The 13,927-nt window shown below is 46.0% G+C and carries 12 protein-coding genes; all 12 read right to left on the bottom strand.

The annotated features are described in order from the left end of the window. Positions 1 to 27: 27 nt before the first annotated feature. The 12 genes from OB236_RS34650 to OB236_RS34595 all read right to left on the bottom strand — a co-directional run bounded on the left by OB236_RS34650 (position 28) and on the right by OB236_RS34595 (position 13,743). On the bottom strand, positions 28 to 780 hold the full coding sequence (locus OB236_RS34650; protein ID WP_262688132.1) for a sugar phosphate isomerase/epimerase family protein: 753 nt from the start codon (positions 778 to 780) through the stop codon (positions 28 to 30). A gap of 118 nt (positions 781 to 898) precedes the next feature. Beyond that, positions 899 to 1,261 carry a cupin domain-containing protein gene (locus tag OB236_RS34645; RefSeq protein ID WP_076231207.1) on the bottom strand — a complete coding sequence of 121 codons (363 nt, stop codon included), beginning with the start codon at positions 1,259 to 1,261 and terminating at the stop codon, positions 899 to 901. A gap of 24 nt (positions 1,262 to 1,285) precedes the next feature. Then, entirely contained in the window at positions 1,286 to 2,800 is a 1,515-nt protein-coding gene (locus OB236_RS34640) for an extracellular solute-binding protein (protein ID WP_076231205.1), read from the bottom strand. 31 nt (positions 2,801 to 2,831) lie between these two features. After that, a complete protein-coding gene (locus tag OB236_RS34635) occupies positions 2,832 to 3,713 on the bottom strand; it encodes a carbohydrate ABC transporter permease (RefSeq protein ID WP_262688131.1) in 882 nt (293 codons plus the stop codon). A 27-nt stretch (positions 3,714 to 3,740) separates the two neighbouring features. Further along, positions 3,741 to 4,703 carry an ABC transporter permease gene (locus tag OB236_RS34630; protein WP_408638551.1) on the bottom strand — a complete coding sequence of 321 codons (963 nt, stop codon included), beginning with the start codon at positions 4,701 to 4,703 and terminating at the stop codon, positions 3,741 to 3,743. A gap of 55 nt (positions 4,704 to 4,758) precedes the next feature. Beyond that, positions 4,759 to 5,754 (bottom strand): Gfo/Idh/MocA family protein, encoded by a 996-nt coding sequence (locus tag OB236_RS34625; protein ID WP_262688130.1) that lies wholly within the window; start codon positions 5,752 to 5,754, stop codon positions 4,759 to 4,761. Between the two features lie 306 nt (positions 5,755 to 6,060). Next, positions 6,061 to 6,633, bottom strand: a complete 573-nt coding sequence (locus tag OB236_RS34620) for a helix-turn-helix domain-containing protein (protein WP_262688129.1) — start codon at positions 6,631 to 6,633, stop codon at positions 6,061 to 6,063. A gap of 77 nt (positions 6,634 to 6,710) precedes the next feature. Continuing rightward, complete coding sequence (locus tag OB236_RS34615; protein ID WP_262688128.1) at positions 6,711 to 7,592, bottom strand: carbohydrate ABC transporter permease; 882 nt, start codon at positions 7,590 to 7,592, stop codon at positions 6,711 to 6,713. A gap of 37 nt (positions 7,593 to 7,629) precedes the next feature. Beyond that, positions 7,630 to 8,514: an ABC transporter permease gene (locus OB236_RS34610; protein WP_408638552.1), complete on the bottom strand. Its 885-nt coding sequence runs from the start codon at positions 8,512 to 8,514 to the stop codon at positions 7,630 to 7,632. 146 nt (positions 8,515 to 8,660) lie between these two features. Continuing rightward, positions 8,661 to 9,746, bottom strand: a complete 1,086-nt coding sequence (locus OB236_RS34605) for a mandelate racemase/muconate lactonizing enzyme family protein (protein ID WP_262688126.1) — start codon at positions 9,744 to 9,746, stop codon at positions 8,661 to 8,663. A gap of 26 nt (positions 9,747 to 9,772) precedes the next feature. Then, positions 9,773 to 12,091, bottom strand: a complete 2,319-nt coding sequence (locus OB236_RS34600) for a helix-turn-helix domain-containing protein (protein WP_262688125.1) — start codon at positions 12,089 to 12,091, stop codon at positions 9,773 to 9,775. Positions 12,092 to 12,207: 116 nt separating this feature from the next. Further along, positions 12,208 to 13,743, bottom strand: a complete 1,536-nt coding sequence (locus OB236_RS34595) for an extracellular solute-binding protein (protein ID WP_262688124.1) — start codon at positions 13,741 to 13,743, stop codon at positions 12,208 to 12,210. Positions 13,744 to 13,927: the final 184 nt, after the last annotated feature.

Below are 13,927 nucleotides of genomic sequence, written 5' to 3'. Positions count from 1 at the left end.
TTCATGAATTGCCAGCAAATTGAGCGATTATAACAATCCGTTGTGCAAATACGCATAACAATCCTTCATGCCTTGAAGAATATCGCCACCACTTTCCTCATCAGCCGAGATCCATCCGGTATAGCCAATATCCCGAATACTGGCAAAGATCGGACCAAAATCAATAGCCCCTTGACCCAGCACCCTCCACTCTCCCTGCTCATAATCCTTCATATGGAAGTTATCAATCACATGACCAAAGCTGCGAATAACCTCAGCGACATCGTCAATACCGGACTTAACCAAATGGGCCGTATCAATCGTAAGCCCTACCGAGCCTTCCTTGATTTGGTTAAAGAAAATGTCAAAATCATCGCGGTACATGACCGGATTATTATGATGATGATGCAGCGACAGCTTAACCCCTTGCTGCTGCGCTTCGAGGCCCAGGTCCGATAACACGTCTGCATACTGGCGAATGTCAGCAGCTGTCACATCAGCTCTTGGAATACCATGACAATAAACAATTAATTCCGTACCAATCGCTGAAGCAAATTGAATCGTGCTTTGCAGCTTCTCGATACTGCTCGCATCCAGATTACCACCTGCAATCAGAGCCGAGCCGATACCCGGCAAATGTCCAAATGCTTCTTTAAATCGGTTCGGTTCATTCAGATAAGGCAAATATTGCACTGCTTTTAATTGAAGTCCGTCATAGCCAACAGCACCAAATTGTTGAAAAAGCTGTTCCTGCTCCTCAACGGTTGCCGTCAGTCTTGAAAAAGCCAGCTTATTGCTCATCTCGATTACTCCCTTGTCACTATATATTCGTGAACGTATTTAATCATGTCGAGAACATCCCTCTAAGCAGGTATAACCGGGAGAAGTCGTTCATTCCCCTGGCTATGCTGCCTATCCTTTATTCGCCGATCGTCTGACGGTCCGGGGCCGAGTAAGCAATGATCATCCGGCAAGGCTCCCAGCTTGTTGTTGTTGCATTATGCGGCACATTGCGCGGAATCCGCAGCATCATACCCGGCTCCAGATGGTAGGTTTCGTCACCTAAAGTATGGTCGCATTCCCCGGATAAAATAAAGATGACTTCCTCGCAATTCGGGTGTACATGCCTTGGATTCGCCTGGCCTGCGTTAATATAGACCATTCCGAATGTCATTTCACTGGCTGGATCAATATCCTGCCCGCACAGCCATTGAATTTTGCCCCAGTTCTCGTTTAAAATGCGTGTTGCTTCCTGCTTTCTCAAGTCAGTAATGGTAGCCATACACTCTCAGTCTCCTTTATATGTTTACTTAGCTGCTAATCGCTCTTTATATGCGGTATTCATTTCCTGAATAATCTTCTGGTAGTTGGCATCTGCCTTCAGATCGGCAACCAATTTGTCCCATGCGTCAATACCGACCTTGCCCATCGTAACCTGGGTTTTCATATCGTTGATTTTCTTGGTGTAATCGGCACCTAATTTATTGTTGGTTTCGGATACCAGCCCAATCACAGGTATTGGTGTGCTGATTTTGGCTTTGGCATCAATGATTTTTTTGTTCTTTTCAAAAATTTCCTTCGGCATGCCCGGGGCAAAAGCATACATATACGGATCATGTTTCATAAAGAGCTTGCCAAACGATCCGGTACCCAGGTTATCTTTAACCGCTTGCTCGTTGGTTATAAAGAAACCGTCTTCTTTCTTGTAATGGACACCTTCGATACCATATTGCGACAGGGTGCTGCCTTCCTCCGAAGCCCCGTAATCGAGCAGGGCCAGGATTTTACGCATCTTCGCTTCCGGAACGCTCTTCGGAATCGCTGTTACGCCAATAAAACCGCTGTTTTGCTGCTGGAACGGTCCTGTCCCTGGGCCGGATAAGGAAACGATCGGCTCCCAATTTACCTTCGGATCGCGCTTCCACTGATCATAGGTCCAGCGCCACATCGCTTCAATGGTTTCAGTCGTAACTCCTACTTTACCGCTTGACGCCATATCAACCCAGTCATCGTTCTTCATCACCGAGTAATCCGGTGGAATTAACTGCTCATCGAACAGCTTTTTCTTATACAACAAAGATTCACGCATTGCAGGTTCGAGCGTAATATCGATAAGCCCGCCATCCTTAACCTTCCATTTGTTTGCAGCGCCAGTATAAATGAATTCAATTTGATCGTTGGTACGCATCGTATAACCGTAAGTGCCTTTTTTCCCATCGGGTTCCTTTTCCTTAAAAACTTTCATGACCTGATACAATTCATCGAGGGTTGTTGGCATCTTCAACCCCAGCTTATCGAGCCAATCCTTGCGAATAAAAAAGGTAGTTCCACCTTCAAGTGGACGAACAATCGGAACGACGTAATTTTTACCGTTAATCTTCGAATTTTCCCACATGCTTTTGGGTGAATCCATCAAGTTTTTGTAATCCTTTAAATAGGGGGTAAGATCCCAGAAAGCACCTTGCTTAACCATCGTTAGAAACTGTGGAACGGTCGTATCCGGTAGTTTAATCGCATCCGGAAGGTCGCCCGAGGCCAGAAGTACATTTAATTTATCATTGAAAACCGTATCCGAAACCCAGGTAATATTCAGCTTGGTATTCGTTCTTTTTTCAAATTCCTTGGTGACCGGATTATCCGGCGACGGCGGCTGGGCAATGGAAAAGTTACTGAAAATATTCAGGGTAACCGGTGCTTCCTTCTTGCCTTCCTCTCCCTTTGGTGCTGTCGCTGCCGGATTGCTGCCGGAGCAAGCTGCAGTTAAGACGGCAACAACCGACAACATCGCGATCAATGCATGTTTCCTTGAGCGTTTTTTCATAGCCGAACCCCCCATTAAAATGAAACTGCGATCAACCTTTAACTGAACCGAGCATAACTCCTTTGGCAAAATGCTTTTGCAGAAACGGATATACAGCCAAAATCGGGACTGTCGCAATGACGACTGCCGCCATCTTGATCGTTTGCTTCGGAAGCTGATTCTCTGACACCATCTCGGCTGCCGATGCCCCGCCTGTAGAGGTTTCTGAATCGATCAGCATCGTTCTGAGCACCACCTGCAAGGGCACCTTCGTATAATCATTAATAAACAGAATAGCGTTAAAGAAGGTGTTCCAGTAGCCTACCGCATAGAACAAGCCGAAGGCAGCCAAGGCAGGGGCCGACAACGGAAGCACAATACGAAAGAACGTGCCGATATCGTTGCAGCCATCGATCATAGCCGCATCCTCAAGCTCGACCGGGATGCTGTCAAAAAAGCTTTTCATCAGAATGGCATTCCATCCGCTGATAAGTACAGGAATAATAAGCGACCATACGCTGTTGATCATCCCCAAGTCACGAACGACGATATAATTGGGAATAATACCGGGATTGAACAAGATCGTGAGTAATATCATCAGCATCAGGATACGTCTGCCTCTGAGTCGCTTGCGGGATATACCGAACGCCATGGCTGAGGTGAAGATCAGACTTAATCCGGTGCCGACCGTGGCCAGAAAGGTACTGACTAACGTGGCATTTTTAAACGTATCCGTATCTAATAAATATCGGTAAGAACCGAGCGACCAGCTCTGCGGGAACAAGACGAAGCCGCTTTTTTGAAGATATTCATAAGGGTCGGTAAAGGAAATAATGAACACATAATATAAGGGGAAAACCGTAATGATTCCGATTACGACTAATGCAACCGCATTCACAATGTTAAATATACGTCCTCCGAAGCTTCCCTTCATTGTCCTGACCACCTTTGTCGCTTGTACTTAATAGACGCCATCCTCGCCAATTTTCTTGGCCAGCTTGTTGGCCACGATAACGAGAACAAGACCTACCAAGGATTTGAACAAGCCTACCGCTGTACTGTAGCTGAATTGTCCACTTTGGATACCATTCCGGTACACATACGTTTCAAAAACATCTGCATATTGGGCGACAGCACCATTACTCATCAGAAATACTTGCTCGAACCCGACATCCATAATATGCCCAAGCCTCAGTATGAGCAGGACCAGAACAACACTCCGGATTCCAGGCAGCGTTACATGCCAAGCCTGCAGCCATCGATTGGCCCCGTCTATTTTGGCTGCTTCGTATAATTGCGGGTCAACGGCTGTAATCGCCGCCAAAATGATAATCGTACCCCAACCGGTTTCTTTCCAGATGTTTTGCAGCACGAGCATTCCCCAAAAGGTATCGGTATTCGTCAGGAAATCATACTTGGGCAGTCCAATTGAGCTCATCATCATATTGACAATGCCCGAAGACTGGGACAAAAGTAAAAACGAGATCCCCACGATAATGACCCATGACAGAAAATGTGGAAGGTAAACAATCGATTGAATGACACTTTTAAAAAATTTGTTATTTACTTCGTTCAGCAATAATGATAAGACAATAGGCAGTGGGAAGAAAAACACCAGGTTTAAAAAACTGATGACCATCGTATTACGGAACAACAGTATGAAATCGGGATTAGAAAAAAAACGAATAAAGTGCTCCAGTCCAACCCAATCGCTATTCCAAACGCCTGCGTATGGGGAATATTCCTGAAAGGCAATCACGATTCCCCACATCGGAAAGTACTTAAATATGATGAAAAAGATAACGCCGGGTAAAATCAACATATACAAATATTTATCACGCCGGATATCGGACACAAGTGGCCGCCGCACTTTTTTCTTCTCACTGGTGATGGACGATTGCATCGCAGATGATTGTGTTTCCATATTCACTACCTTCCACTTCCATCATTATGGTCAAGATATCGAACAGGCTGCACGCTTACACCAGAATCCCGTGCTTTAATTGAACGATGCGCTGCTCATTGGCCGATACATAGGCTGCGTCCAATATGGAAATCGTTTTGAGATTGTCCTTCGAGCTGTTAGGCGCTTCAACGCCCGTTTCCAGTGAGGTCAGCAGGTGATTCAGGCCCTCGTATGTAGCGATTTCTCTGGATAGATTGTTTTCCCAGGTCTCAGCAGGCGTCTTCTCGCCTTTACGGTAAAGATCGGCACGGTTATAGCCGGTTACGATTGTTCCCGTCTCACCAATCACGATCATCTCGGTTCTGTTAAAGGTGGAAGAAAAGCTCTGTACATAAGTAGCCACGACGTTGTTCTCAAAAACGACCTGAACGGTTGCATCGGTCTCACCTGTACATTGAATGGCGGAGGAGGAACGATTCTGACAAACGACTGATACGGCATCGCAGCCCAATATTTGCCGGAACCCGTCAAACCAATGTATCCCCATCACAGACATTGCATTACGTTCGCATTCCTGACGCCAACCTACGTCCTGTCTAAAGAAAATATTCGTGAACACAATCGACGTAATTTGACCAATTACACCGTCCGCCACCTTGTTCTTGACGAGCTCAAACGGATAATGGCGTCTGAAGTTCTGATTGATCGATATCGGTACGCCCTTCTGTCTCGCTTGTTCAGTAATCTCGGTCGCTTCCTCCAACGTATCGGAGAACGGCTTTTCAACAAATACAGGAAGACCAGCCTCAATCAACGGCAGTACAATTTGCTTCCGGATGGAGGTAGGTGTACACACGACTGCCACGTCGATACCGCTATTTTGTATAAAATCGTGCAGATCGGTAAAGCGTTGAGGCACTCCATATTTATCCGCTTTGGCATGCAAGGCTTCGGGATTCGGATCGCATAAGGCTACGATCTCAATTCGCTCGGGATGCTCCTTATACCCTACAAAATGCAATTCCGTGACGCCGCCAGCACCCACAATACCTACTTTGTACTTTTTCATCGTCCCACTCCACCTCTTGAAATTATTGGTTGACCCAGCACACTGATTCGACAACGAGATACACGACAAGTTCATTTTCAACAAAGTTTATTTAAGATTAACTAAGTTGTATTTAATTCAACTATGTTGAACAAGATTTATTTTACACCATCATTATGAATAATGCAATCGCTTTCTTTCAAAAAAATGACAAATAGTTACCCGTCATCTTGTCCATATTCCTTGAGATGGAAATTATCGATAACATGACAAAAAAGCCTGAGGATGTACCTCAAGCTTTGGATTAAATAAGTTGGACAAGCTTCTCTACGATGGTGCGTCAGGTAGTCCACTGTTGGCTTTGGACTGTGTGAATACGCCTATATACTTCACTTCATCTGTGATGGGGCACAGCATATGTTTTTCAACCGAATCGAAGTACAGACTGTCGCCAGGCTTTAACGTATACTCAACATTGCCAACCTTATAGCGCATTTCGCCTTCCAGAATAAAAATAAATTCCTCGCCATTATGGCTATATACATTTTTACTGTCGTGCTCGTCCTTACGTGAAACAAAAAGAAAAGGCTGCATCAGCTTTTCACCACGTTCAACAGCAAAGGCAAAGAAGGAGTAGCCCTTCTCTGTCTTGACAAGCTTTGATTCGCTCGTTTCCAATGTTGTATAAATCGTACCGGACTGCACTTGATCATCAAGTAAAAAAGAAACCTTGGTTCCCAGAGCATCGGCTATTTTGATTAAAGTGGCAATAGGAGGAACCGTTTTCCCGTTTTCAATCTTCGACAAGAGACTTTTGGAAAAGCCGCATATGTTGGCAATCTCGGTCAAATTGCGGTTCTGCTCTTTTCGGATTTTCATAATTTTGTTCCCAAGATCCATATGTTCATTCTCCTGTCCTCAAGGTAAACCATGTTTATCATAGCTAAACCTTGTGGAACAAGTCAAGTGTTACATGGTTATCCTTTAACCGATCCGAGCATGACACCCTTGGCAAAATGCTTCTGCAAAAACGGGTATACGATGAGAATTGGCACAATTGCGAGTACAATAGAGGCCATTCGTATCGTTTCCTGAGGAATGACCCGATCGTCTCCACCCCCGCCAGCTGCGCCTACCCCATTCGAATCCGAATCGATAACAAGTGATTTGACCAGCACCTGAAGTGTCCATTTTTTGGCATCGGTCAAATAGATCAACGCATTAAAATACGTATTCCAGTACGACACCGCGAAAAACAACGTAAAGGCAGCGATGGCCGGCATGGACAAAGGAATAACAATCCGCCAAAATACACCGATATCGGAGCATCCGTCGATATGGGCTGCATCCTCAAGCTCCGGAGGCAGCGATTCGAGGAAGCTTTTGATAACGATCAGGCTCCATGCGTTGGTTAAACCTGACAGGATCAGCGACCAATAGGAATTCAACAGCCCAAGCTCCTTGATCAGCAGGTAATTAGGCAAAATACCGGCATTGAATACCAGTGTAAAAATAACCGCGCTGAGCATAAACCGCCGTCCAGGAACAACTTTCTTGGTCAGCACATAGGCAAACGTGAACGAAATGATGATACTCAGCACTGTTCCGATGCCCGTTACGAATACCGTACTTTTTAAAGCGTTGATAAAGCTGTTGGTCGACAAAATATACTTGTACGCCGACAATGACCACTTTTCCGGTAATAAATAAAATTGCAGCGGCACATAGACCTCGGGGTCTGTGAAGGATACGCTGAACACATAAATAAACGGAAAGATGCAGGCTAACGAAATCACGCCCAGCAGCGAGTAATTTATATAGTCAAAAAGCGTTAATTTTTTAGTCGCTACGAAACTCACGGGGTGTACCTCCTTTATTGTACGTGTTAAACAACCTCTAGTAGATGCCCTCTTGTCCCATTTTCTTGACAACATAGTTGGACAGCATAACGAGAACCAAGCCCACAACGCCCTTGAACATGCCTACGGTCACACCTACACTGATTTTTCCTCCGAGAATTCCGATGGTGTAAGCATACGTATCAAACACCTGGGACACCGAAGTAACCAGCGGGTTGTTCATGAGCAGCAGCTGTTCAAATCCGACATCCGCCATATGGCCGAGCCGCAAAATCAATAAAATAATAATGGTCGGACGAATCGCCGGCAGGGTGACATGCCAGATTTGCTTGAAGCGTGATGCCCCATCTATAACTGCGGCCTCGTACTGCTGAGGATCAACGCCAGCCATCGCGGCTAAAAAGATGATCGTTCCCCAGCCGACCTCCTTCCACATGCTTTGCAGGGTAATCAGTCCCCAATAGTAGTTCGGGGTCGATAAAAAGGATACCGTCTCAAAACCCAAGCTGGATATCATTTTATTGACAATCCCCACATCTGTGGAGAGCATGAAAAAGGTCATACTGGCTACAACGACCCAGGACAGAAAATGCGGCAAATATACGATCGATTGATTAATGCGCTTAAATACCTCATGTCGGACCTCATTAAGCATCAATGCCAGCAAAATAGGTACGGGGAACATAAATATAATACCAAAAATATTAATCGCAAACGTATTTCGCAGCATGATATAAAAGGTTTGACTGGCAAACATTTCTGTAAAATTGGTCAAGCCGATCCATGAGCTGCCCCATAGCCCTTTATACGGGTTGTATTCCTTAAAGGCGATCAACAAGCCCCACAGGGGCGCGAATTTAAACAAAATAAAGTACAGGATTCCCGGCATTGCCAGTACATACATCCATTTTTGCTGTACCATCGTTGACCACAAACTACGCCGTGATTGTTGTTTGGTTTGCTTCTTGATAACAGCCGTTTGCATAAAGTCACCTCATTATTTTAAAAGCCTCTGAATGATGCCTTTGAAGAAGATATTTTCGTGTTATAGATGATGCTCATATCGCCTTATTCACTGATCTGATAGTCCGCATTAGCGAGCCACTCCGGTCTAACCGTCACACCCCAGCCTGCTCCTTCGGGAACCTGCACTTTACCGTCACGCACCACCAAGGGCTCCATAAAAAGGTTGTTCGTCCATGCGTCCTGCTCGATCGTATATTCCATGTGTGTCCCCGCATTCGGAATAGCCGCGACCATATGAAGGGTAAATATCGTAAGCATCGACAGGTTGGCAGCATGTGGTGTGCAGGTCATCCCCACTGCCGCGGCCATTTTGGCTACCTCCAGCGCACGGCTGAAGCCGCCCACATAGCATATATCCGGCTGGACGATATCAACCGCACGCATGTTGATCATGCGCCTGAACTGCGCCAGATCGGTATCCTGCTCACCGCCAGTGACGGGAATATCGAGAGCGTCTGCCACCTGCTTGGTCCATTCCAGCTCCGTATACGGACAAGGCTCTTCAAAATGACATACGCCATATTGCGCCAGCATACGTCCGGTTTCAATTGCTTTGCGCGGCGTTAAGCCGCTGTTGGCATCGACATACAGTGGCGTCTTATCGCCAATGGCTTTTCTAACCGCCTTCACCACCTGCTCCGAACGACCCGGATAGACATCCACGTCATTACCGAAATTGCTGGCGATGCGGATTTTAAAAGCACCGTACCCATACGTATCCTGAAGACGCTTGATCCGCTCGGCCTCGTCTTCTGGGGAAATGTCCCGCTTCATACTGGAGCCGTATACCTCTACCTGACGCGGTTTTCCGCCCACCAGCTCACATACGCTTTTTCCTAATCGTTTCCCCTTCAAATCCCATAATGCCGTATCCAGTCCGCCAACCGCCCTGCATATATAAGAACCTGGAAATTTGTGCTCTTCCCAGATGCAGGCCGCAGTCAAAGCCTCGATTGCATCACAGTCGGCTCCGAGCGCATGAGGAGCAATTTGCTGATGCAGCACGAGCGCTGATATATTGGCATGGTAGGGGGCAATTTGTCCATATCCCTGTAAGCCGTCCTCGGATGTGACACGAACGAAGACTAAATTTCGGGTCGTAAAGGTTTCTATACTTTTAATCTTCATCACTTGGCCTCCATCTTGATTCGAATCTAACGGTGGTTTGATCTGTAGCCGCCTGGCGTGATCTGGACATGCCGCTGAAAAATCCGGATAAAGTTTCGTTCCGAATATCCAATCGCTGTGGCAATCTCGCCGAGTCCCTGATCCGTATCCCTTAGAAGCCGTTTGGCCTCATCGATTTTGCTTTCCACGACATACTCCAGAAAGTTTTTGCCCATGCTTTTTTTGAACAGTCGACTCAGGTAGGACGGACTCACTCCGACAATTTCCGCACACTGCACCAGTGACAAATCATTCCCGCAGTTTTCACTAATATAGGTGCAAATTGTTTGAATAATCGACTCACCGGCTGACTCCCGATCGTTCCGTGTCAACCATAGGTACAGTGGGAACAGTGTATCCTCAAACCATTCACAAATTTCCTGAGAGGTCTGTTTGTCGCCCAGCTGTCCAAACAAATTGTGCTCCATAACGTCTACGGCATTGGCACCCTGCTTTTCCAAAGAGACGATCAATGAAGAGAGCAGTACATGGTAGCTCTGATAAATAAATACATAAGATTGGGAGCTTTGCAGAATCTCCGTGAATCGTTTGAAATTTTGAGTAGCGAATGGAATATCCTCCTGTTCGAGTGCAGCCACAACAGCTGCCTCCTGCTCACGAGGGTATTTGATCAAGGCCTGCTTCTTCACAGGCTCCACATCTTCAATAAATAATATCGTTTCCGAGTCCCGGAATATCCGATATTGCAGTGCGGTTTCTGCTTCCTTGTAGGACACTGGAACGTCAGCCACATGCGCATACAATCGTCCAATACCGACGGTCACCTCAAACGATAAATAGTTGTGGAAGGCTGCGGAGATGGCTGCGGCATATTCTCTAGTGAGATCCAGCATCGCTTGCTGCACCATATCGGGCTTGAATTGCAGAATTGCCGCCCCTCTCCCCTGGTAAGGAATCACATAGCCTTGCAGCGTATGACTGCGCAGTATCTCCTGCATCACATTCGCCAACGAAAAGGCCACGATCCCTTTTTCCTCAGGTAAAAACCGCTTCTCTTTGTATATGTTTTCGGCTTCAACAATCAGCACGACATTCGTCGAGGTCACTTCAATCCCATACGTTTTGCAATCCTGAATCAGCGTTTCATTTCTCGTATAATCGCCGCTCAATAGTTGAAAAAGAAACTTTTCCCGTAAAGAAGGCTCCATTTTGTCCATATAGGCACCAAGCTTTTTCGTTTCCTTGCTCAAATAATCCAGAGATTCCTTAATGATATCCAGCTCATTTTCCTTATCCTGAATTCCGTCTACACGGAGCGAACGGCTTTGATTAATCAATTGCTCTATAGGGTTATAAGCCCGTTTGGAGGTGAAGTAAGTCAGCAGGACCCCAACCCCCACAAAGAGCACAAGAATGAGCACCATGATCCTGCGAATCCAGTCCAATTGATCCGTAATCGCTTGCTCCGGTATGACGGAAACATAGGTTCTGGCAAACACGTTTTTCACATAACTATACTGCGCCGGCTTACCGTCAATACCTTCGGCCACAAACCGACCGGAGTTTTTGTCCGAGGCTTGAATCATTTCTATACCCTTTAAGCTGCCGGTCTGCTGCAACAGCTCAGCATCGGATTTCCTGTCCAAACCAAAGGGATCGTGCAATTTGACGATGATCAGCTCATGGGCACTGGTCACAATGACCGTATCGGTCTCTAAAAACTTGCTGAGCGCCGACGTCTCGATCTCAAAGCCGAGTAAGCCCTCGGGTCCACCATTTCCAATTAACGGAAGTAATCTGGCAAAGGTAATATATCCTTCCCTTTTGCTGAGCGGGGACCATTGAGTCAAATACTTGCTTGCCAGCAATCGGTCGATATCTTCCTTATATTTATACTCTTCCTTCGGAATGGGGCCATATTCGTTCGATAGAATCACGCTGCCTGGGCTGTTATATAAAAAGATTTCATTAATAAAGCTATTCGAGTTTTTAACCAACGCAATTTTTTTCAAGATTTCGATATTCCAGATGGTACTATCACTAGATGAGCCTGTGTAGGCTTCCTGTAACATGGGATCCTTGGCTAGCTGGAGCGAATCCTGCTCGATTTCTTGTAACACCCTTTCAGCACGGTCCTTCAGAATGGTCAAGGACGAATCACTTTCGGTCTGAATAAAGGTCTCCATCCGATTCATCGAAAGCTGGTAATAGACCGTGCTTGCCAAAATAACCGGAACACATACGGATATGCAGCCGAGCCAGATCAGCTTGTATAAATATTTATTGGGGTTAGTCAGTCGCTCGATTCCCAGGTATTTCAAAAATAACTTGCTCCAGTTCGCCATAAGTCCTCCCATTTCTAGAGCTCAACATCTTAAGTATGAGCTGTGTGCTGGCTTTAATGATAGGGAGTGAAGCACAATACATCAAGTGCCAGCAGAAGATTCCCATAGATGCTGTTCTAGCTGCCGATCTTTTCCTTGTATTCCTTGGCAAATTCCTGATACGCCTTCTTGAACTCCGCGCTGTTGTTCAGCTTGTCCACATAGGCTTTATACTCGTCCATGGAGATTTGTCCGACGATAGCTTTCACGACCATCGATTGCCATTCGCTATTGTATTTCGGCCAGATCGATATCCACGTATTGGAATTGATAATCGAGAAGAAATCAATTTTGCCGACCTTGCTGTACGATTCTACAGATGCCGCTTTGGCGTCGTTGTACACTTTCGGGGCCGCCGGATTAATAACTTTCATCTTATTGTTGTAAGCAAGCGGGAAGATTGCGCCTGTCCCGTTAGCCGTTACCTGCTTCTTACCAAGATCGGTCAGCTGTTGCTGGCCCTCGACCATCGTATAATGTACGCCCTCAATACCATAGTAGTTATAGTCTGTTTGCTCCATCGTTGTTGTTCTCTCGAAGAAATCGAGAATTTGCTTCACTTTCTCTTCAGGCACTTTTTTGGAAATATAGAAGGCGCCGGAGAAAGGTACGGATAACTGAACACTGACCCCTCCTGGACCTTTCATAGGTGGCAATGAAATGATTTCACCTTCCGGCTGTACTTTCTTGATCCCTTGCTCAAAGGTGAAGTCCCGCCAAACATTCCTGGCATATGAAGCCGCGCGTCCGGTCGTATACATTTCTTCTGCCTGTGTTTGCTTGATAGCCGAGAAATCCTTAGCCAAAATGCCATCTGTATACAATTGACGGAAGTAGGTGATCATATCCGTATAATTCGCAGTTAAATTTTTATTAATCAGACCGCCTTCCTTGTCGTACACCGGGTCCAGACCACCAAAGGCAGACAGGAAGCTGCCATCACCATCAGCAAGCAAAAACCCTTGCCCGATGAGACCAATTGTGTCCTTTTTCCCGTTGCCGTCAGGATCGCCGTTGACTATCGTTTTTAATGCGGCGGTGTATTCATCCAATGTAGTTGGCACTGGCAATTTGAATTTATCAAGCCAGTCCTTACGCATTTTTAAGCTGATGTCGATTTGCGGACGATTTCTCGGCACACCATAAATGCCGCCTTCGGACTTCATATAGTTCCATACTTCCTTGTAGCTGTTATTCTTCAAATTTGGATATTTGCTGAAGTCCCCAAGAAATGGTGCCAAATCCCAAAATGCACCTTGCTTAACTGCGTTTTGCAAGGTCGGACGTGTAATGTTGCCCGCTACAAGAACCTCCGGAATGTTACCGGAAGCAAGCACCAGATCGAACTTGGTATCATAGTCACCGGAAGGAATCCATTCTACCTCCAACTGAGATTTGCTTTCCTTTTGAAATTTGGACCAGTACTCATCATTCATGTTTGGAACATCGGCGTACGATGGGACCATGAATTGAACCTTAAGATCAGTAGGAGCCTTAGGTTCGCTTCCTGCTGCTTGTGGTTGTGGATTGTCGCCGCCGCACCCTGCGATCACACCTAAAGAAAGTGCCATTAGCAGGGACGAGCTGACTGCTTTACAAGATAAAACCTTCATGTTCATAAACCTCCCTATATCTGCTCAATATCTTTTCGTGACGATCCCGATTGCCGAGCCAATTCGGCTCATATGGGTCGTTTGCAGCTTAATTGTAGTGCGATCTTCGACTGCATGTAAGTGACAGTTTTTGAACTGGCTTTCAAAAAACACTGCAACATCAAGTATTGTCACCCAATGATGA

It is taken from the genome of Paenibacillus baimaensis (genome assembly GCF_025567575.1).
This window is presented reverse-complemented; position numbering and strand designations above follow the sequence as displayed.